General features: G+C 51.8%; 17 protein-coding genes, 2 tRNA genes and 2 pseudogenes. 11 read left to right on the top strand and 10 right to left on the bottom strand.

Going from position 1 to position 20,942, the window contains the following annotated elements; translation table 11 throughout:
• Positions 1 to 31: 31 nt before the first annotated feature.
• Both IPG80_RS21130 and IPG80_RS21125 read right to left on the bottom strand, forming a co-directional pair.
• Positions 32 to 120: transfer RNA gene (locus IPG80_RS21130), tRNA-Ser, on the bottom strand.
• 100 nt (positions 121 to 220) lie between these two features.
• Positions 221 to 305: transfer RNA gene (locus IPG80_RS21125), tRNA-Ser, on the bottom strand.
• A 154-nt stretch (positions 306 to 459) separates the two neighbouring features.
• Between IPG80_RS21125 and IPG80_RS21120 the strand changes: the two genes are divergently transcribed.
• Positions 460 to 1,974, top strand: a complete 1,515-nt coding sequence (locus tag IPG80_RS21120) for an FAD-dependent oxidoreductase (protein WP_345111509.1) — start codon at positions 460 to 462, stop codon at positions 1,972 to 1,974.
• A 184-nt stretch (positions 1,975 to 2,158) separates the two neighbouring features.
• Here the strand turns inward: IPG80_RS21120 and IPG80_RS21115 are convergent.
• Positions 2,159 to 3,338: pseudogene (locus IPG80_RS21115) on the bottom strand (glycine C-acetyltransferase).
• A 90-nt stretch (positions 3,339 to 3,428) separates the two neighbouring features.
• A complete protein-coding gene (locus tag IPG80_RS21110; protein WP_345111506.1) occupies positions 3,429 to 5,042 on the bottom strand; it encodes a helicase-associated domain-containing protein in 1,614 nt (537 codons plus the stop codon).
• 115 nt (positions 5,043 to 5,157) lie between these two features.
• On the opposite strand from IPG80_RS21110, the gene IPG80_RS21105 reads away from it, so the two are divergent.
• Complete coding sequence (locus IPG80_RS21105) at positions 5,158 to 5,673, top strand: hypothetical protein (protein ID WP_345111503.1); 516 nt, start codon at positions 5,158 to 5,160, stop codon at positions 5,671 to 5,673.
• Positions 5,674 to 5,712: 39 nt separating this feature from the next.
• Here the strand turns inward: IPG80_RS21105 and IPG80_RS21100 are convergent, their stop codons facing one another.
• Together IPG80_RS21100 and IPG80_RS21095 are read right to left on the bottom strand one after the other, a co-directional pair.
• Positions 5,713 to 6,636, bottom strand: a complete 924-nt coding sequence (locus IPG80_RS21100; protein WP_345111500.1) for a diacylglycerol kinase family protein — start codon at positions 6,634 to 6,636, stop codon at positions 5,713 to 5,715.
• Positions 6,637 to 6,696: 60 nt separating this feature from the next.
• Positions 6,697 to 7,953 (bottom strand): sensor domain-containing diguanylate cyclase, encoded by a 1,257-nt coding sequence (locus tag IPG80_RS21095; protein WP_345111497.1) that lies wholly within the window; start codon positions 7,951 to 7,953, stop codon positions 6,697 to 6,699.
• 109 nt (positions 7,954 to 8,062) lie between these two features.
• On the opposite strand from IPG80_RS21095, the gene IPG80_RS21090 reads away from it, so the two are divergent.
• The 3 genes from IPG80_RS21090 to lipB are packed head-to-tail and all read left to right on the top strand — an operon-like array spanning position 8,063 to position 11,087.
• Entirely contained in the window at positions 8,063 to 8,884 is an 822-nt protein-coding gene (locus tag IPG80_RS21090) for an SDR family NAD(P)-dependent oxidoreductase (RefSeq protein ID WP_345111494.1), read from the top strand.
• 37 nt (positions 8,885 to 8,921) lie between these two features.
• On the top strand, positions 8,922 to 10,316 hold the full coding sequence (locus IPG80_RS21085) for an FAD-binding oxidoreductase (RefSeq protein WP_345111491.1): 1,395 nt from the start codon (positions 8,922 to 8,924) through the stop codon (positions 10,314 to 10,316).
• 45 nt (positions 10,317 to 10,361) lie between these two features.
• Entirely contained in the window at positions 10,362 to 11,087 is a 726-nt protein-coding gene (gene lipB, locus IPG80_RS21080; RefSeq protein WP_345111488.1) for a lipoyl(octanoyl) transferase LipB, read from the top strand.
• A gap of 36 nt (positions 11,088 to 11,123) precedes the next feature.
• Here the strand turns inward: lipB and IPG80_RS21075 are convergent, their stop codons facing one another.
• Both IPG80_RS21075 and mutL read right to left on the bottom strand, forming a co-directional pair.
• The gene (locus IPG80_RS21075) at positions 11,124 to 12,089 is read right to left on the bottom strand and encodes a sensor domain-containing diguanylate cyclase (RefSeq protein ID WP_345111485.1); all 966 of its coding nucleotides are present in this window, start codon (positions 12,087 to 12,089) and stop codon (positions 11,124 to 11,126) included.
• Positions 12,090 to 12,152: 63 nt separating this feature from the next.
• Positions 12,153 to 13,958, bottom strand: a complete 1,806-nt coding sequence (mutL, locus tag IPG80_RS21070; protein WP_345111482.1) for a DNA mismatch repair endonuclease MutL — start codon at positions 13,956 to 13,958, stop codon at positions 12,153 to 12,155.
• 21 nt (positions 13,959 to 13,979) lie between these two features.
• Between mutL and IPG80_RS21065 the strand changes: the two genes are divergently transcribed.
• The 5 genes from IPG80_RS21065 to IPG80_RS21045 all read left to right on the top strand — a co-directional run bounded on the left by IPG80_RS21065 (position 13,980) and on the right by IPG80_RS21045 (position 17,905).
• Positions 13,980 to 14,627 (top strand): pyrimidine 5'-nucleotidase, encoded by a 648-nt coding sequence (locus IPG80_RS21065; RefSeq protein ID WP_345111478.1) that lies wholly within the window; start codon positions 13,980 to 13,982, stop codon positions 14,625 to 14,627.
• Positions 14,614 to 14,856, top strand: coding sequence for a hypothetical protein (locus IPG80_RS21060; protein ID WP_345111475.1), 243 nt, complete (start codon positions 14,614 to 14,616; stop codon positions 14,854 to 14,856). The genes IPG80_RS21065 and IPG80_RS21060 overlap by 14 nt, the downstream gene beginning before the upstream one ends.
• A 148-nt stretch (positions 14,857 to 15,004) precedes the next feature.
• Positions 15,005 to 16,267: a S41 family peptidase gene (locus IPG80_RS21055; RefSeq protein ID WP_345111472.1), complete on the top strand. Its 1,263-nt coding sequence runs from the start codon at positions 15,005 to 15,007 to the stop codon at positions 16,265 to 16,267.
• A 16-nt stretch (positions 16,268 to 16,283) separates the two neighbouring features.
• On the top strand, positions 16,284 to 16,976 hold the full coding sequence (locus IPG80_RS21050) for a zinc metallopeptidase (protein WP_345111469.1): 693 nt from the start codon (positions 16,284 to 16,286) through the stop codon (positions 16,974 to 16,976).
• Between the two features lie 170 nt (positions 16,977 to 17,146).
• Positions 17,147 to 17,905: a hypothetical protein gene (locus IPG80_RS21045; protein WP_345111466.1), complete on the top strand. Its 759-nt coding sequence runs from the start codon at positions 17,147 to 17,149 to the stop codon at positions 17,903 to 17,905.
• A gap of 200 nt (positions 17,906 to 18,105) precedes the next feature.
• On the opposite strand, the gene IPG80_RS21040 is transcribed toward IPG80_RS21045, so the two are convergent.
• Positions 18,106 to 18,984, bottom strand: coding sequence for a GNAT family N-acetyltransferase (locus IPG80_RS21040; protein ID WP_345111465.1), 879 nt, complete (start codon positions 18,982 to 18,984; stop codon positions 18,106 to 18,108).
• A gap of 13 nt (positions 18,985 to 18,997) precedes the next feature.
• Positions 18,998 to 19,939, bottom strand: a complete 942-nt coding sequence (locus tag IPG80_RS21035) for an NAD-dependent epimerase/dehydratase family protein (protein ID WP_345111464.1) — start codon at positions 19,937 to 19,939, stop codon at positions 18,998 to 19,000.
• Between the two features lie 53 nt (positions 19,940 to 19,992).
• Here IPG80_RS21035 and IPG80_RS21030 point away from each other — a divergent pair.
• Positions 19,993 to 20,885, top strand: a pseudogene (locus tag IPG80_RS21030) (FkbM family methyltransferase).
• Positions 20,886 to 20,942: the final 57 nt, after the last annotated feature.

Below are 20,942 nucleotides of genomic sequence, written 5' to 3'. Positions count from 1 at the left end.
AAAAACACACCCTTGCGGATGTGTTTTGTAGCGGAGAGGGCGGGATTCGAACCCGCGACCGGTTTTAAAGCCGGCACTCACTTAGCAGGCGAGCCCATTCAGCCACTCTGGCACCTCCCCAACAATGTACAACTGCTCGTCTGACGCTTGATATTGTAATCGCAAATCAAAAATCGTCAACACGTGCGCCGGGCACAGGGCTTATACCCGAATTGTAAGGCGGAGGGAGTGGGATTCGAACCCACGTTGGCTTTCACCAAACATGTTTTCAAGACATGCGCCTTCAGCCGCTCGGCCATCCCTCCATGGGAACCGACTTTCGTCGGAGGCGGAAGCGATTTTACCATATGAACGATGTCATGCTGAGCGTAGCGCGAAGCATCTCTACCGAAAACGTAGAGACCTTCAGTCGCGAAGAACGCTCCTTCAGGGGTGACACAAAGTTTATAATTACCCTCAATGGATAAACACCACGACGTCATCATCATTGGCGGGGGAGTTGCCGGACTCACCGCCGCCCTGCACCTCGCCGAGCGCGGACTGAAACCGCTCATCCTCGAGTCAAACGAACACATTGGCGGGCGCTTGGCGGGTTTGCCAGAAACAGATGTGAAAGGCAGAAAATTCCCAGCCGAACATGGCGTGCATGGAATTTGGTCTTCCTATCGCAATCTCAAATCCATGCTTCGGCGGCACGGCGTTGTCGATCAATTCACACCCGCCACCGACGAGCAATGGATCTACCGCGTGGGCGACCACGTCCGACGCGCGAACATTGGCAGTGCCATTCGCAACAGCATCATCCCTGCGCCGTTTCATTACATTCAACTTTTTCTCTCGCCGCGTTTCTGGGGCATGCTCACCCTGCGCGACATGCTCTCCATTTTCAACGTCTGGTCGGTGCTGGTGATGGCGCTGGGCATTGATCCCTTCGTCGAGGATCAGCCGATGGAGGGTTTCACTTTCGGCGGTGCGCTCAAGAAATGGGGACCCGCCTTCCGCTCGCTCTTTTTTGGTCTCACCCGCAACGGGCTTGCCACCGACCCCGACCAAGTTCCGCTGGCGGGCTTCCTCGCCTTCTTGCGTTTTTACACCCTCATGCGACGCGATGCCTGGGCGTTCGAGTATCTTCCCAACGGCGGCGGCGAGGTCTGCGAAAAACTATCGGCGAAGGTTCAAAGCTTGGGCGGTGAGATTCGATTCAAGTCACGAGTGAAGCGCGTAGAAAAGGATGAGGCGTGGACTGTGCATTGGGAGCAGGATGGAGTCAACGGTGTGGATACGGCTCCCTTTGTCATCCTCGCTTCAGACTCACCCGGAGCTGAATCTATTATCAAAAGCAGTTTCCCCGCTGACGATTTGTTCTTCCCGCATGGGCTTGGTCATGCAGTCATCCGTTTGTGGTTCAGTAAATCGCCGCGCCGTGGACCCGAAGCGGGCATGTTCAGCGGTGACTTTGTGATGCACAATTTTTTCTGGCTCGAGCGCATTTATGACTCGTACAAAACGTGGCATGCCGAAACTGGCGGCGCATGCATCGAAGCGCATGTCTACGGACCGCCCAGTGTGCTGGCTCAACCCGACGCGGTTTTGTTGGCGAACGTGATCACGGATGTGAACCGTGCCTTCCCCGAGTTGAAGGGACATCTCATCGCGCCGTATTTGCAGCGCAACGCAGGCACGCATACGCTGCCGTCGCTGGGCAAACGCGGAACGCATTTGGGAATTGAAACGCCGTGGGAGAATCTATTTTGCGCAGGCGACTGGGTGCGCCACGAAACGCCCGCCTTCTTCTTGGAACGCGCCTGTGTCACCGGACTCGAAGCCGCCAACCGTGTACTGCGTGCAAAAGGCTTGGAAGAGTTTGAAATTGAAAGTTACCCGCCGCCCGAACCGATGGCTGCCTGGATAGAAAGTTTGATGATGAAGGGGAGGAAAAGGAGGAAAGAGAAGAGAGCGGGGAATAGTAAATAGTAAATAGGCTGGTTTGCTTATTTACGGTAATGGTCGTAGATGGCGATTGCAATGAGAAGACCAACGACTACTGGTATGATAATTAAAATGAGAATCATGTTTTTCCTTATTGTTTCAATTGATAAGTAAATAATGCGGAATGCAATTTTTATTCTGCATTCCGCATTCTGATTTCTGCATTTATTTAGATCACACCCAACTTCTTCCCCACACTCTTGAACGCCTCCAAGTCCTTTATCGAGGTCATCCTTCGCATGCGCGGCGGAGATCATCACGCGGATTCTCGCCTTGCCTTGTGGCACGGTTGGGAAGCCGAGGGACATGGCGAACACGCCTGCTTCAAATAACTCACGGCTGAACTGCTGTGCCAGCGGAGCCTCACCGAGCATGACCGGGGTGATGGGCGTCTCGCTCACGCCCGTGTTGAAACCGAGGTTCTTCATTTCAGCTTTGAAGTATTTGGCGTTGTCCCAAAGTTTATCCACTAATTGAGTCGAGTCTTCGAGCAAGTCCACAGCCGCCAAACATGCCGCTGCATCAGGGACAGTCACCGCCGAGGAGAACAGGAAGGGACGCCCGCGCTGGCGCAGCCATTCGATGATGACCGCTTTGCCCGCGACGATTCCGCCCACCACGCCGAACGCCTTCGACATCGTGCCCACTTCCACGTCCACTTTGCCGTGCAAGCCGAAGTGATCGACGATGCCGCGTCCGCCCTTGCCGAGCACACCTTCGCCGTGAGCATCATCCACCATTAAGAGAATGTCGTATTTCTTTGCCACTTCGTAAATATCGGGCAGGGGCGCAATGTCCCCATCCATGCTAAAGACGCCATCCGTGATGATGAGCGCGCGGCGGAAATCTTTCAAATTGGCTTTGATCTGTTCTTCGAGCGACTTCACATCGTTATGTTCATAGGCGATGATCTTTGCACCGGAGAGACGGCATCCGTCGATGATGGATGCGTGGTTGAGTCTGTCAGAGAAGATCACATCTTCTTTTCCAACCAGCGCAGGGACGGTCGCTAAATTGGCGGTGAATCCGCTTTGGAAGGTGATCGCCGCTTCCACACCTTTGAATTGCGCCAGGCGTTTTTCGAGTTCAACATGCAGAGACATCGTCCCTGCAATCGAACGGACTGCGGCAGGACCGACCCCCATCTCATCGGTCGCTTTCTTTGAAGCCGCAACCAAGGCGGGATGATTGGCGAGCCCCAGATAATTGTTCGAACAAAAGTTCAGAACTTTCTTGCCGTCCACGGTCAGCCATGCGCCCTGCGGCGAACTGATGGTACGGATGTTGTTATATAGCCCCTGCGATTTCAAATTGTCGATCTCTTGCTGGATCCAATCGATCTTTGACATATTTTCTCCTTTTGGAAACCTGTCCGCATTATAGCGACTTAATAAAAAATGGACATCACACTTTCATTGTGACATCCACTTTATTCTTTTTTACTCTTTCACTTCCGCCAACAGCCCCAACTCAGCTAGCTCTGCCAACACTTTTTGGATGGCTCCGCCTTTGACGATCACTGCCGTCGGGCTTAACATTTCGCCGAAGTATTTTCCTGCCCTCGACCTGCGCATCTCTTCCATGATCTCGGGCTTGCTCACTCGCAGCACAAGCAGACTCTCCACTCGGGCTTCCGCTCCGTTCGCATCCCAGCGTTTGAGCGCTTTCACCGTTGCAGGCGGAACAGCCTCCTTTGTGTACTTGACCAGCATCGCCAGCAACTGCTCGGCTTTCAGTCCCTGTTCCGTAGCACGTTTCAGCGATTCTGCAGTGACGCGGTAAAAATAATCATCGCCTTTGGGTTCATCCCATTCACAGAAGCGTGCCAATTGATAGCGGACCGTGCGCGAGAATGTTCGCGGAACAGTGATCCTCCCGTTGGAGGAGACGATAATTTTTGTATCGAAGGTCGAAGGTTGAGGGGTATCTGACTTTTGACCTTTGGCTTTTGACAATACCTTGACTGCAGTTGCTTCCTTGCCTTGCTCCGGTGCCGCCAGATCCACCTTGCCAAGCGTATGCAGGGTTTGGATCACGTATTTGATCAGTGCGCCATCGACCAGATCCCAATAGGCAAAGCCGCGCAAAAACTGACCGTCTGCTGAGCGCTTGATGAACCAGGAGTCGTAATCGCCTGCGGGGCGTTGATAATCGGGAAATTTTTCTTTGACGGCTTTCACGAACGCTGGAATGCTCCACCACTTATCCTGTGGAAGGTCATGGATGAGGTTCATCAAAAATTCGCGTGTCACCTGTGGCTGATTCTTCCATTCCCCCTCACAGAGGATGCTGGGAATTAAGCGCAGTTCATCGAATGTTATCGAGTTGAGCCATGCCTGGTAAAGCATGCCCAATGCCTCGGGGCGGGGAATTTCAAGGAATTTCTTTACCGCTTCCGGGTGCAGCCCGTCATTTTTGATGATGCCTGCAGTGGTTAGCAGAGCAGACAGGTCGCGCTTGAAGTGAGATTTACTTTCGTGACCAATGCGTAAGGCAGCCAGGTAGGTGGTGGCGTCATCCAATATAAAATCGGTGGCGGGAATCTCAAAAGCCTTTTCAACAGGGGTGGCAAGACGCCCCAATGCTTCGGCTGAAGGGGCGGGGGGCACATCATCTGCGTTGACCTCGTTGATGATTTCAAGGAGGTCTTCAGGAATATATGCAAATTCCTGTGAACCTTTATCTGATTCAAAGAATGCTTTGCCGATCAAGGCACGATAAAAGAGGAATTCAGAAGTTGAAGCGGGTTTGAGGTAAGGGCGTTCGCGGTCCCTTTTGCCTGCTCCCATTTCGCGGATGTCACCGTATTTGCGGGCGAAGCTCGCCCATTCGATCTTTCCGTCGGCAATGGTAAGTGCGTTGAGCGCGGAGCGGGCTTCGGCGGGGAGAACTTCCAGGGTTTCAGAAACAGCTTCAAGGTCCAGTAAAGAGGCGCAGAGTTCTTCCAGAGCGGATTGGGTCTCAGTAGATTCCAATTCCAAGCCCCAGAATTCGGCGACGATGCGGAAATGTCCCAGATCTTGTTTATGGAGTGAGGCAGACAGGTCGGGCATGGGTTTATTCTACATGATGGGGCGGGACTTTAGAAGGATACTTTTTGGAACAAAAATGAATAGGCGGTGTTCTTACTAGTGGTCAGCTTTATAAATTTTATCAAGGAGATGAAACATGTTAATACTATTTTCGGTTTTGAGATTTCTCCACATTGTTGCCGGGATTCTTTGGGCAGGCGGCGCAATTGCGCTGAGCTTATTCATTGCTCCGACCATGGGCGCCATTGGGGATGCCGGGAAGCAATTTGCCGGTCACTTGATGGGGAAGACGAAATTCACCATGTATATGACGGTTACTGCTGCGACCACGGTGCTGGCAGGTTCGATCCTGTATGGGATCGATTCGAATTGGTTTCAGTCTAACTGGATGATGACACCCACAGGCATCGGCTTTGGCATTGGGTCAACTGCCGGGTTGGTTGCGTTCGTTTTTGGGTTTATGCTTGGTAAATGTAAACCAAAAACTTGCAGTGTTTGGGGCGCAGATCCAGGGGAAGCCCACGGCAGAACAGATGGTTATCCTGCAGGCGCTTGTGAAACGTCAAACCATGGCGGCTCACGGAAACTTGTTCTTCATGTTCATTGCCATATCCATGATGGCTACTGCGCGTTTGTTCGGTTAGTTCTTTAGAAATGAACAGCGGCTGATATTCATCAGCCGCTGTTTTGTTTAACCGTGAACCACTTTTAATGCGTGGGGCAGGATCTCGAAAGTTACTTTCTTTAGGTTACTGCCGAAGCTGGTAAATATTTCTCCATCGGCGTGGATATAAAGGGGGGAGTCGGAAGATAAGGAGAATTTTTTGTATTCTCCCATGCGGATCTGTTTGAAGCGCATGTGTGTACCCTTCATGAATTCGGGTACAAGGCGGAACATCATGGCACGTGAGACTTTATTGACGATGAGGAATTCCATGATGCCGTCGTCGTTTTTGGAATTAGGGGAAAGCATAAATCCACCGCCTTCGCGCGGACCGTTGCAGACGGTGACCATGAGCGCGCTGGTGTCCCATTTTTCTTTTTCAGTTTCAATATATAGTTTGGCTGGGTTGTGATTCAAAATGATGGTCTGGATGACCGCCGTTAGATACATCAGGAACCCTTTGACGATCGGCAGTTTATGTGACCGAATGGTGACGACCGCGTCGAATCCAATACCAAGGGTATTATCGAAGTATTCCTTGCGCCCATGTTCGTCGGTCATCAAGCCGATGTCGACGGGTTTGACCACCTCGGCGTTGAGCGCATGCGCAAGGGCGTGGTCTGGTTTTTGGGTAATTCCCACCGCATAGGCAAAGTCGTTGCCGGAGCCAATGGGCACAATTCCCATGATCGGTCGTTTTTCAGCAGGGACCTGCATTAACCCGCTCATGACTTCATGGACGGTGCCATCTCCGCCCATGGCAATGACCATGTCGTAACCTTCTTCGGCAGCTTGCCGGGCAAGCTCAATGGCATGAGAAGGATAAACGGTTCCGCTCCAGGAGAGCTCACCTTTGAATTCCTGTGCGATCGGGCGTAGATTGTTTGCGGTTTTCCAGGCGCGTCCCATATCTGCCATGGGGTTAAGGATGAGTTTGACTTTGCGGGGCATGGTTTCTCCTGAGCTTATTAATAAATATGATCCCGGCTTTGCAACACGGTTTCCCCCGTTTTATGTTTCTTTTACCTGTATGGGGTCCAGTCTTCCTGTAGCACCTTTGGCGGTGACGAACTGACCGCGATAATGTTTCTTTGCATGGTATAGCGCTGAGTCTGCGGCGCGGATCATGTCGCTGGGGTTGCTGGCATGTGTCGGGTAAACGGCTATGCCTGCTGTGATTCCGAGCTTCATATCCTTCCCCTTCGGAAAGGTAAAGCTGTACTCTTCCATTAATTCGATCACTTTTTTTGTGACTGCCTGTGCCGCATCGAGGTCTGTGTTGCGCATGACCAGAGTGAGTTCATCGCCGCCATATCTGGCGAGGAAGTCGGAACTGCGCATACGTTGTGCAAGGAAGTTGAAAAGGGAGTACAGCAACTCATCGCCCACGTTATGACCGAAGGTGTCATTCACGGCTTTGAAACCATCCAGATCCATCATAACTACGGAAAAGGAAGTCTTTGTTTGGTCAGCAAGACGCCATTCTTCCTGTAAGCGCTCATCCAGTGCCCGGCGGTTCGGCAGCCCTGTGACGCTGTCGGTGTTTGCCATTTGTGCCAGCTGTTTATATAAACGGGCGTTAAAGATCGCCACAGCAGCCTGATCTGCCAGCAGGCTCATGAGGCGCAGTTCAGAACGGGAGAATTTACCCGTAATGGTTCTGGAAAGGTTCATCACCCCCAGGATCTCGTCTTTGAACTTTAGCGGGATCCCAATAATGGAGCCTTCCCAGGGAATGTTTGTATTCTTATAAAGCGGGTGGGTTGAAAAATCATCGACAATGATCTCACTGCCAGATTTTGCCACGGAATACGTTAACCCATCTTTACGGGGCAGGGAGACTGGTTTGTTTCGTTCTCCAGCGCTGTTCAATGCTGCACCAAATTCCAGGGTGCCGCGCTCGTATAAAAAGATATGCACCGCGCGCGCATGTTTAACCAGATTGATGGCTTCCGTTACCAATACATCCAATACCTTTTGAAGTTCAAGGTTCGAGGTCAGGTTGAGGCTGATGCGCTTCAACGCATCCAATTCGTCTGCCTGGTGCTTGACAGTAGCCATCAGAGAATGCCTTGAGATGATTTCCTGGGTAATGGATTTTTCTTCGCTATCGCCCACCCTTTTATCCGACTGTTCACGAGCTTCGAGGAGAACCTGAATCAATTTCAGGATCGCTTTTTTCTCATCGGGTGGGAGAGCATTATCGTTCGAGATAATATCCCACGCACGCGAGAAGACCGTTCCGGACTTGTCTTTATTGCTGCTCATTCTTATTTTTTGCCATTTTTTTCATCGAACAGAACAATATTAATATTACGATCGTAATATTATACACTTTCAATCGTGTTGGGAAAGGCACCAAATAGATTGTGTTAGAATGACACCATATCATTTTCTTGAGGTTTATGTGAACGATTCATCCAAGCTTGTACCTGTAACGCCGTTGAATCCGCGCCGTCATGCGATCTTGGTCGGCGCTTCCGTGGGGATGGGGGCAGCACTTGCTCGTAAGTTAGCCAAAGAGGGGTATGCAGTTGCTCTGGTTGCCCGACAGAAAGATAAATTGGATGCTTTGTGCGCTGAGATCAATCAGTCGGCGGGGGAGGTTCGCGCGCTGGCATACCCTCACGACGTGAAAGAATATAAAGAAGTTCCCGGATTACTGCGGAAGATTGTTGCCGATCTTGGCGGGCTGGATACGCTCATCTTTATGGCGGGGGTCAACTACCCGCCCGGCGGCATGGAAAAATACAACTTCAAGCAAGACCGCGAGATGGTGGAGATCAACCTTATCGGTGCCATGGCATGGTTGACGCCTGTTGCTGAAATGTTTCAGACTGCCAAAGCCGGGCAGATCGTGGGCATTGGCTCGGTAGCCGGTGATCGCGGACGGGTGGGCAACCCCGGGTACAACACATCCAAAGCCGGGTTGCATACCTATCTCGAAGCGCTTCGCAACCGACTTACCCGGCATGGCGTGAATGTCTTAACGGTCAAACCGGGCTTTGTAAAAACTGAAATGCTCAAATCTGCTGTAGGTCCTACACCTTTTGCCGTCCCCGTTGAAAAGGCAGTGGACGATATTTTCAACGCCATGCAAAAACGCAGGCAGACCGTATACACGCCCTTCTTCTGGGCGCATATCATGTTCATTATCCGGCACATTCCTTCCTTTATTTTTCGAAGACTATCTTTTTAGCGGATCGACCGTCCGTATTTCGGAAAGCAAGACGCCCATGCGAACTACATTCAAACAGCTTGAAAACTTTGGTCATTCACTGCGCGCACCCGGTTATTTGATCCAGCCGCGAGTCGTGGAAGACATTCATTCCGCATTTAAGCTTGCCAAAAAACGTGAGCTCACGATCACTGCGCGCGGCGCAGGACGCAGTTATAACGATGCTGCACTCAACGGTGGGGGCATCGTGCTCGATATGTCAGCGATGAATCTGATCCTGGCGTGGAATCCAACTACCGGTGTGATACGAGCCGAGCCGGGCGTCACACTTGAACAACTATGGCAGAAGGTTGAGCCGGATGGTTGGTGGCCCCCTGTTGTTTCCGGTACGATGAAAACTACTTTGGGGGGCTGTCTTTCAGCAAATATTCACGGCAAAAACAATTTCAAAATGGGGACATTCGGCGAGCATGTGATTGAGTTCACCGCCATTTTGCCCACCGGCGCAGAAGTGACCTGTTCACCCAAAGAAAACGGTGACTTGTTCCATGCGATGATCAGCGGATATGGAATGCTCGGCATCTTTACTTCAGTAACGCTGCAAATGAAACGCCTCCACTCCGGACTTTTGACGGTGGATGCCTTCCCTGTGCGTACCCTCAACCAGCATCTTTCCGCTCTGCATGACGGCGCGCCGCATAACGACTATATCGTTGGCTGGATGGATACCATGGCTGGCGGCAAGAGCCTCGGGCGTGGGCAGATCCACGCTGCGCGTTACCTGCATGAGGGTGAAGACCCCAACCCGCAAGAGACAATGAAACTTGCCAACCAGATCCTGCCTCCGATGATCTTTGGCGTATTCCCGAAATCTTTGTTGTATCAATTCATGAAGCCCTTTGCCAATAACCTGGGATGGTGGGGGGTGAACAACGCAAAGTACATCGCTTCTCTGCGGAAACATACCTTCAGGCAGGCACATGCGGCGTTCCATTTCCTTTTGGATTATGTTCCCAACTGGGAGCTGTCCTACGGCAGCGGCGGGTTGATCCAATATCAGTCCTTTATGCCCAAAGAGAGCGCTGAAACAGCCTGGACGGAAATGATCACCCTATCGAAAAAGCGCGGCATCCCCTCCTATCTCGGTGTGACCAAACGCCACCGCCCCGATAAATTTCTGCTCACGCATGCGGTAGACGGTTTCTCGCTCGCTCTGGATTTCAAAGTGACCCGCTCCAACCGTGCCGGACTCCGCTCCATGCTTCAAGACTTCGATACCATTGTCGTTGCCAATGGCGGGCGCTTTTACTTTGCCAAGAATAGCGAGACCACAGCCGAAACTGCGCTGGCATTCTATGGCGAAGAGGCAGTGAAGAAGTTCAAAAAGCTCAAAAAGCGCTGCGACCCGAACGGGTTGTTGGAATCGGATCTATATCGCAGGATATTCGGATAATACATGTAGGGGCGAGGTTTCCTCGCCCCTACGGAATTTAATGGTATGAACATCAAAATAATAGACCTGGGCTTGATCGATTATGAACGCGCCTGGAAATTGCAGGACGAATATGCGGCGGAGATCGCAGAGGGGATACGCCCGCCAACCCTGCTGTTGCTGGAACATCCGCATGTATATACGTTCGGGCGCAAGGGCAACGCCGAAAACCTTCTTTGGACCGAAACTCAACTAAAAGAAAAAGGGGTTTCCACCTACTGGGTGGATCGTGGTGGAGATGTTACTTACCATGGACCAGGTCAATTGGTGGGCTATCCATTGATTCCCCTTACTCCCTTGTCAGTATCTCAAAGCGAGGTGAGGCAGGGTGAGGAAAAGTCTGACTATGTTGGTTACATTCGTAAACTGGAAGAGATGTTGATCGGGGTATTGATGCAATACGGTATTGCATCGGGTCAACGTCCCGGCAAGACGGGTGTGTGGATCCAAGCCGATGTCCATTCACGCTGTATCCACTGCAGACCCGAAGACAAGCAGAAACCCGCCAAGGTCGCCGCCATTGGGGTTAAAGTGGATGTGCGCGGTGTGACCCGCCATGGCTTTGCATTGAATGTGAACCCGGATATGGAATACTGGAATGGCATCATTCCCTGCGGGCTGACCGAACCGGTCGTTTCATTGGCTGACTTGCTCGACCCGGTACCATCCATGCAAGAAGTAAAACAACATATTAAGGAAGCCTTTTGTACAATTTTTGAAAACTCTATATAAGAAATGAAAACTTTTTGTCCTTAGAACCGAAGAGATTTAATCTCCAACCACCCAGCGGTCACGTCCGCCGCTTTTGGCTTCGAACATGGCATTGTCTGCCCGTTTGAGCAGGCTGTGCCATGAATCCTCGCCGAGTCGAAATTGTGCGATTCCTATGCTGATGGTCACTTGCAGACTGTATTCTCTTGAGTGCATCACCTCATCGCGGATGCTTCGGCACAAGCGTGCGGCTTGTTCGGCGGCTGCATTTTTATCCGAATTTGGCAGCAGGATGATGAACTCCTCGCCGCCATAGCGCCCAACCACGTCCGGATGACGAATGCCGTCTCGCAGTTGGATCGCCACCTGCCGCAAGATCTCATCGCCAACCGGGTGACCATAGTTGTCGTTGATACTTTTAAAGTTATCAATATCCACTACGGAAATGGAGAACAGCGAGCGATAGCGTTCTGCACGCATCACTTCACTTTGCAGATCTTTGATGATCGTGCGGCGGTTGGGTAGGAAGGTAAGCGGATCCACATGCGCCACTTCCTCTGCCTGTGCAAGAACCGCTTCCATTTCGATCTGTTTGTTTCGTGCCAGTTTCTTCGAGAATTCACTTTCCACCCGGTACAAGTCCACCTGTTTGCGGAGTTTTTCCACCATTTTTTCGGCATCCGCTTCGGATTCGATGCGCTCAGCAATGAAGATAAAGTGATCGTGGACTGTGGGTACCAGCCAGAAATCACACAGGGAGGCGGCGTCTGTTTCGGTAATGGCGAACTCGCCTGCCCAATGTTCTTTTTCACCTTCCCGCAACTTCAGGTGAAGTGCATCCGCATCTTTTTGCAGGAAGAGATCTTTGAGGTTGTTGGCGTTGGGGAATTGACGTTTGCCAATATCGAAGGCCGAGTTCCACGAGATCAAATTCCCATCACGGTCCACGAGTGCTATGGCTGCCTGGATGTGATCAAATAAGACTTCAAGATCGCGCTTGGATAGATCCGTCAGACTGTACATTTGATAATTTTAGCGTATTCACCGGTAGTTTTCATAACGACCTTACAAAATTAGAAACTTGAATTAGCGTGCCCCTTTGCGTCCGAATTGACGTTCGAGCATATCCACCGTGAGGTGGATCATCGTTGGTCTGCCATGTGGACAAGTCCGCGGCGATTGGCAATTCTCCAGGTCGTTTAATAGACTCTTTTGTTCTTCAGATGTGAGTGCCTGCCCGCCTTTGACCGCCAGCCGTTTACAGACTCGTGCCGCCAGTCGCGCCTCCACCTCTGCCTGAAGCGGACTTTCGTCCTCTTCAAAATCCTCCACCAATGCTTTGAGCGCCATGGACGGGCTGCCGCCAGCGAACAACATCGGCATGGATCGCACCTGGAAGGTATTCGTGCCGAACTCTTCCACTTCAAAACCAAATTTGTTCAAGAACGGCAATTGTTCCAGCAATATCTTCGAAGATTGCGGTGGCAAGGTCACGATCTCTGGCGCGAGCAAAGACTGGGAAGGGATGCTTTTGTTCTCGCGTTGCGCCATCAACTTCTCGAACAACACCCGCTCATGTGCAGCATGCTGGTCAATGAGATATAAGCCATCGGGACCTTCCGCCACGATATACGTCGAGCCGATCTGACCGATGAGGCGCAGCAAAGGAACACCGGCAAAGGACGATTGACCATTGACCGCAGACGATAGGCGGTCACCTTCAACAGCCTGACTGCTGACCGCTGATCGCTGCTCTTCACTATCCCCAAACTCCTCACTACCAACCGTCAATCGTTCACCACCAACTGACTCATCATGCCCGATCGACCAATCGATACCCACTGTCCGCGGTTCAGAGGGCACGGAGCGCGAACCCCACAATTGCGGCGAAACCGCTGGGACGGGTGTGTACGCCAGCAACGCCTTTCTCACCGAGCGTTGCACAAAGCTGAAGACTTTATCCTGCGCTCGAAAACGCACTTCTGCTTTCGTCGGGTGGACGTTCACATCCACATCTTCGGGTGCCATATCCAGGAACAAAGCGGTGAGCGGATAGCGCCCCACCATCAAGAGCGTGTGATAGGCTTGCAACAAAGCGGAGTTCAGAGAAATTTCCTGCACCCAGCGACCATTGATAAAGAAGGTAATTTCTTTGCGATTCGAGCGAGTTAACGAAACCGGGCTGATGAAGCCGGTGAGCGTCATATTTTCTTCCGTCGCCATCACTTCCAACATCTGCTTGGCAACTTCAACACCATAGAGGGAAGCAAGGATAGAGCGGCGATCTCCATCGCCTGCCGTCTGTAGTGTGACTTGTTTCCCGTCGGTGATCTTGAAACGTACATTCGGGTACGCCAACGCATAACGTGTTACCAATGAATCAATGGCACGGCGTTCGGTTGTATCGGTTTTCAAAAATTTCAAACGCGCAGGCACGTTGTAAAAGAGATTTTCCACTCGCACGACCGTCCCCACCGGCGCGCCAATTTTCTCCACCTTGCTGGCAATGCCACCATCCACTTTGAGGCGTGCGCCTTCCTTGGCAGACTCCACCCGCGAGGTGATGCTCATGTGTGAAACGGAGCCGATGGAAGCCAGCGCTTCGCCGCGGAAGCCCAAGGTCTGGATGTGAAACAGGTCATCGGACTGAATCAACTTCGAGGTTGCGTGTCGAGCCGCCGCCAGTTCCAATTCCCCCGCCGGGATGCCATGTCCATCATCTGCCACTTCGATCAAAGTCCGCCCGGCATCGGCAACCGAGATCGAGATCGTCGTCGCACCTGCATCCAAAGAATTTTCGGTCAATTCTTTGACCACAGAAGCAGGGCGTTCCACCACTTCACCAGCGGCGATCTGTGACGAGACTTCAGAGGAGAGCAATCGAATGGGCATGGCAGGAATTATAATCTCGCAATGCGATTTACCACTATTTTCTTCGATCTCGACGATACGTTGTATCCATCCAATACAGGTCTGTGGAAAGCCATCAAAGAACGCATGAACACCTACATGCGCGAACGCATGGGGTTTCCCGAAGACCAGATCGCGCACATCCGCGAGAAATATTTTTTGCAATATGGCACCACCCTGCGCGGACTTCAAGCCCATCACGAAATTGATGTTCAGGATTTTCTCGCTTTCGTGCATGATCTGCCGCTCAGGGATTACCTGACTCCCAACCCGACTTTACGCTCGCTCATCGCCTCACTCCCGACCCGTAACCTGATCTTCACCAATGCGGACTCTGCCCATGCCGACAGAGTGTTGACGGTGCTGGGTCTGCGCGACCTCTTTGAGATCATCGTAGACGTGAATGCCATCGACCCATACTGCAAACCCATGCCCGAGTCTTTTCAAATAGCCATGCAAGCCGCTGGGGAAACTGACCCCTCCAAATGCGTGATGATCGACGATATCCACCGCACCACTCGCGCCGCGAAAGAAGCCGGCTTGTTCAGCATTCTATACAATGAGGAATTCCCCGCCGGTAGCGCCGACGCGCACCTAACGGACTGGAACCAATTCATCCCCATTTTGGAGAGTCAGCATGGAAATGAGTAAAACTGCCATTGCAGCTTTGATCTTTATTCTGATGATCGCGGGTATCAATGCCGTCATGTATGGCATAGTCCGCGGTGTGATGCGCGGCGGCAAGGATGATCCCCTTTTGAAAATGATGAAAGCCATGAATCCTGCCCAACAGAAAAAAGAAGACGAAATGGAAGAACTGCACCACACGGTGCAGGAACTGAGCAAGGGTAAGGATAATCGGACTGGAGACTCTGAATAACAGACGTGATACCCGGCAATGCATGAATTTCGACCGCTCTATCCGGTGGGTAAGACCCATTCTTATAAAAAACGAACAATTAATTCAGCAATCTCTAATAACCAAATGGTATCGTTTTTCGTAATTTAAGCCATAAACGGAGGCTATAGTGAATAAGACTTTAAAGGCAATACTGCTTATATTGGTTGTCCTGATTGTAGGGCTTGGCTCTTTCGCAGGTGGTTTCGTCACGGGGCATCTCGTGCCCTTTGGCGGGGTAAGTGGTTTTGAAGAAACTCCGCCAACGATCGTTTCTCCGACGACCTCTCCCGACCAGCAAGCTGCAACTCCCGGGGAGATGCAAGCGCTCTTTGCACCTTTCTGGGAAGCGTGGAATCTCGTCCATCAAAATTATGTCGACCAGCCCGTGGATGATACTGCGTTGATGCGCGGTGCCATTACCGGTATGATGCAGGCGCTTGGCGACCAGCATTCCACCTATATGGATCCGGAAGATTACAAGCAAGCCAATGAAAGCCTCGAAGGTTCCTATGAAGGCATTGGCGCTTATGTGGATACGACCACAGATTACCTAACCATCACCAGCCCCATCCCTGGTTCGCCAGCTGAAGCGGCGGGCTTGCTCCCCGGAGACAAGATCATCGCTATCGATGGCGAAGATATGACCGGCATTGATGCCGAGCTTGTGCGCCGCAAAGTACTGGGACCCGCCGGAACAACCATAGCCCTGACCATCCTGCGCGATGGGGAGGATGCCCCGCTCGAATTCTCGATCAAACGCGCGAAGATCACGATCGCTTCCGCTTCAGGCAAAATGCTTGAAGGCAACATCGCCTATTTCCAGGTGACAACCTTTGGCTCTAACACCATGCCGGAGTTGAACGCTGCCATACAGGAACTGATGCCTCAGGAACCCAAAGCCATCATCCTGGATTTGCGTAATAATGGCGGCGGATATTTACAGACCTCAGTGGAAGTGACTTCTCAATTCATCGGTGAGGGCGTTGTTCTGTATGAACAGTATGGCGATGGAACCCGCACCACATACGAAGTCATTCCCGGCGGAGCGGCAACGGATACAAAAATTCCGATGATCGTGCTGATTAACGAAGGCTCTGCTTCTGCTTCTGAGATCGTGGCTGGTGCCTTGCAAGATACCGGACGCGCCAAACTGCTTGGAACCGTATCGTATGGCAAAGGTTCAGTGCAGAACTGGATTCCTCTCACGGGTGATAACGGGGCCGTACGCATCACTATTGCCAAATGGCTCACCCCCAACGAAAAGACCATCCACAAGATCGGTCTCACGCCGGACTATCCAGTAGAACTTACTGAAGAAGATCGTAAAGCGGATAAAGACCCACAGTTAGACGAAGCTGTCAGACTCCTTTTGGAGATGAGCGGACAGTAAAAAAATAGGAGAACAAATGTATTTTTTGAGCCCAACCTACTTGATGTACATGATCCCCGCCTTCATTCTCATGGCGATCACGTCATGGTATGTGAAGTCGGCTTATAACAAATGGAGTCGTGTGGCGGCAGGCAGCCGCTTCAACGGGTATGAAGCTACACGACGTTTGATCGCATCCAGCGGTTTGCATGGTGTGAAGATCCAGGGCACGCCCGGTGAAATGACCGACCACTACGACCCGCGTGACAAAACTGTCTATCTTTCCAACGGCGTGGCGAATAGTGCCTCGGTGGCTGCCCTTGCCATTGCCGCACATGAATTGGGTCACGCCCAGCAGGATGCCGAGGAATACTTTCCGCTCAAGTTCCGTGCTGTGCTGGTGCCGCTGGTCAACATCGGTTCCAACCTTGGCTGGATCCTGATCATGATCGGATTGCTCCTGCAAATGACCCAGCTTGCATGGGTGGGGATACTCGTCTTTTCTGGCGGCGCGCTTTTTGCTCTCGTTACCCTGCCTGTGGAATTTGACGCCTCTGCCCGCGCCCGACGTATGCTTGCCGAAAGCGGCATTATCCAAACCGACGCTGAAATGCGCGGTGTGAGCAATGTCCTCAATGCCGCTGCATTGACGTATGTAGCGGGCTTGGTCACTGCCGTTTTACAATTGCTGTATTACGTTTCGCTTGTTAGCGGACGCAGCCGCGATTAAATTCACGCGATATCTGTAGGGGCGACTTGCAAGTCGCCCCTACTTTTTTTGGGGTAATAAATCATGCAATTCTCCTGCAATAAACGTTAACTTGACAATTTAGAACATGTGTTCTAATATTGAGGCATCGCAAGTTTGTCTCGTTGTCTGGTTCCTAAAAGGAGATCCCCATGAACCGTTCCTTCAACATCCAACTCATGCCATTCTTGAAAAACATCTCGCTTCGGCGCGGCGCGATCTTTGGCGGCATCATTTTCTGTGCCCTGTTGGCGTTCGAAGTGTTCAATTTTGGCACCACCTCTTTTGCATTGCGCGATGTGCTTGGTGATCTAAAATTTGCAGGCATGTATTGGTCATCGGTGCTGGCATTCGCTTTTTGCGGTATCGATTTTGCCGGTATCGCCCGCATCTTCACTCCAGAGCAGGGGCGTGATGAACCCGCCGAAGTTTGGTATCTATTCGGCGCGTGGCTGCTTGCCGCTGCCTTCAATGCCATGCTCACATGGTGGGGCGTTTCGGTTGCCATTCAAAATCACAATGCATTGGGCGGCTCTCTGGTTGGGCAGTCTGCCATGACCACCGTCGTTCCGATCTTTGTGGCATGCATGGTCTGGTTGATCCGGGTCCTTTTGATCGGCACTTTTTCCGTCGCTGGCGAACGCCTCTTTTCGATGGCGGATATTTATGACCGCAACTCGGCGTACCGCAGTACCCCGGCAACCACTTATTCTGCGCCTCAACCCCGCGCTGCCCAGCCTGCTCCACGCCAGGAAGTGAATCCGCCTTTGAACAATTACCCGCGACCTGCCCCCAAGCCGCGTCCCAACCCCATGCCGACCTATGGCGTCAACCGCCCCGAGCCGACCTATCACCCTGTGGGTATGGCTGCCATGAGCGATAGCAAGAACAACACTTCTGTACGGAGATAGTCCTTATCCCAGTGATAAGGTTTCTCGAAATCCTCTTCCCCATCCAACCGCTGAGCCACCCGAAAGGGTGGCTCATGCGTTAAAGAACCTTTTCGTCATTGCGAGGGCGCTCTTGTTCTTCGCCCGAAGCAATCCCATGACTTGAGGGCAAGATTGCTTCGTCGGGAACAACGCCCTCCTCGCAATGACGGAGTTAGTGTTTACTCGAAGTCTTCCAGCGTGCTTTCTCCATGTGTAAGGATATACAATCCGCGCGGGCTGCCTTCGTTGCTGTCGAATATAAAATCGGTGACAATGTAATTATGGGCGAAGGCGGTTTCAAATAGCTCGCGGCTGAAGAAGCGCCAATCGCGCGCCAATGGGAAATCTTTGTTTTTCATATCCATGAAATTAGTGGGGATCTCCACCAGCAGGAGGCGGTCGTCAAAGGCTGGCACATGCTCGGGAGCGATCATCAAGCCTGCGGCGGAGAATTGAGGCGTGTAGAAGGCGCGGAGTCCGCTGCGGGTGATGTGATCCAGTTTGAGCGTTGGGCGCGGACGTTTGCTGAGTCTTTTTTCTACGCGGCGGGAATTGATCCACCAATCCACTTGAAAACGGTCGGAAGGCAAACCTGCATTGAGCCCGTCACGCAGGTCTCCATATTCAGACTGGCGGTAGGTGCTGCACACCGCGCCGAGCTTGGCAATGTTGAGGTGCGCATTGCGGCTGAGCAGCGGGTCGAACGTCCAGGTGATGTGGTCGAGGCTTTGGTGCCGCACCATTTGCCATTGGGCTCGTTTGAGTTCGAAGCCAATGCCGCTGTCGCGGTGTTCAGGGTGAATACCCATTTGATGCGAGCAATGTTTGGGGCGTGGACCATCCGGTGTTTTCTCAAGACCCGGAAAGCCAAAGACAAAACCGATCAGTTTCTCTTCTTCGAATGCGCCCAGTACCAAGCCGCCGTTATGGACGACAGTAATGAGCACATGCTTTGGGACGACATCGGTTTCAGAACCGGGCCAGACCTGGCGCTGGAGTTCTTCAACGAGGTCCATTTCTTCTGGGGTTTCGAGCAGGCGGATGTTTGGAAGGGACATATTCTGTTGTTCTCTATGAAGTTGATCTATTGGTGAGGGCGCTCCATATGCGCTGATACCAACGTTTGTAGAAAAGGTAATCGAGTCTGTACGAAAAGCGGGCAGGCATTAAACCGAAATGGCGCGGCATGGAATCCACGGCGGTGGTGCGGTTGACGGCGAAGTAATCGAGAAAGAAGGAAGAGACCGGAAAATTTGGAAGTACGCCTTCAAGGAAAACGGTGATCGCTCGCAATGTGATGGGCGAAAGCGGCACAAGCAACCGACGCCGTTTTGTGACATCCATGATGATCTCGGTGATCTGCTGGAGCGTGAAGAATTCGTTGCCGCCGATCTCATACACTTTATTGAGCGTGTCTTCGTTTTGTAGTGCCCACACGATGCAGGTGGCGAGGTCTTCGACCCACACTGGTTGAACGACGACTCGCCCGCCTTTGGAAATGGGGAAGATACCCGGTGAACTGCGGATGAGCCGGGCAATATTATTGGTGAAATGATCTTCGGGTCCGTAAACCAGGGAGGTTCGAATGACCGTATACGGTGTACTTCCGGCGCGGATTGATTCTTCGGCGATGCCCTTTGCTTTGAACGCCGGGTAGCCTGAGGCGCGCGCGGCTCCGAGGTGACTTAGGTAGATGATTCTGTCCACGCCTGCATCGGCAGCGGCATCGACCAGATTCTGCGTGCCTTGAATATCGGTGAGGAGCAGGTTACCGCGTGAGCCTTGGTTCTCTGCGCTGGCAAGGTGGATGACAGTTTCAACGTCGCGCATGGCGGCGCGTAAACCGCGTGTATCGGCGAGCGAAACCACCGCCACTTCCACAGGGACGCCCTTGGGCAGGCGCGGGGTTTTAGCTGAAGGACGGATCAGGGCGCGCAATGGATAGCCGATCGCCGAAAGTTGACGAACGAGAGTGCGCCCTATAAACCCGGTTGCGCCGGTGATGAGGATCATGGCAAAGATTATACCCAGCGTGGTGGTAAATTGTTCTTTTTCAAAACTTTAAAATGCAATGTCAGGCAGTGGTAACAGGTGTAAAATCCGAAACAGTTTTAAGTGACCATATCGCAAATCGCAGGTTTTTTGGGTATGCATCCACCCCTTCTGGAGAATTTATGGAATTTCGTTTGCTAAATCAAAACCTGTTTCGATTAGTGCGGGCATTGGCTCCGTTACTTCATTGGCGCTGGGCAGGAGAAGCAACATTCGTGCAGCAACTTGACGCGCAAACAAAATTGAAGATGCGGACAAACCTATATGACCGTTGGGCTGTCTATGAGGTTTGGGGACGGCTGGAATATAAAGATAAACAATTTGTGATCGCACCGGGCGATGTGGTCGTGGATATTGGGGCGCATATTGGGGCGTTCTCGGTGTGGGCGGCATGTCAGGCGCCGCTTGGGCGGGTGTATGCTTTTGAACCAAATGGAGAGAACCATGCCTTGCTGGTCGAAAATAAGAATATCAATAACCTGAATAATTTGGAGGCTTTCAATATTGCCGTGTCAGACCGCGACGGAGAAGCTTCTTTTTTAATTCGGATCATTCAAGCATGTCACATTCCTTCTTTGAGTCTGGCGAGGAGAATACGATCAAGGTCCGCACGATTTCTCTGGCGGGGATCCTGGCAGAGAATCAGATTGACCGGGTAAACTATCTCAAGATCGATGCGGAGGGAGCTGAGTATCTCATCATCCTGAATGCGCCAGCAGATGTGCTTGATAAAGTGGATCGAATCTTCCTGGAATTTCATGATTATCTTGACCACGGGCATCACTATCAAGATCTGGAGAGACATCTCACAGCGCATGGTTTTCAGGTGATGACCGGAAGAAATTTTATTTCGCGGTTGTTCTTCAAGATCGGGTATATCAAAGCGGTACGTAACAAGAGTATATGATCGAGGCGTAAGTAAATAAGATGCACCCGCTAAAAAGTTTAGCGGGTGCATCTTTTC

This window comes from Candidatus Villigracilis vicinus, from assembly GCF_016702885.1.
Classification (GTDB): Bacteria; Chloroflexota; Anaerolineae; order Anaerolineales; family Villigracilaceae; genus Villigracilis; species Villigracilis vicinus.
This window is presented reverse-complemented; position numbering and strand designations above follow the sequence as displayed.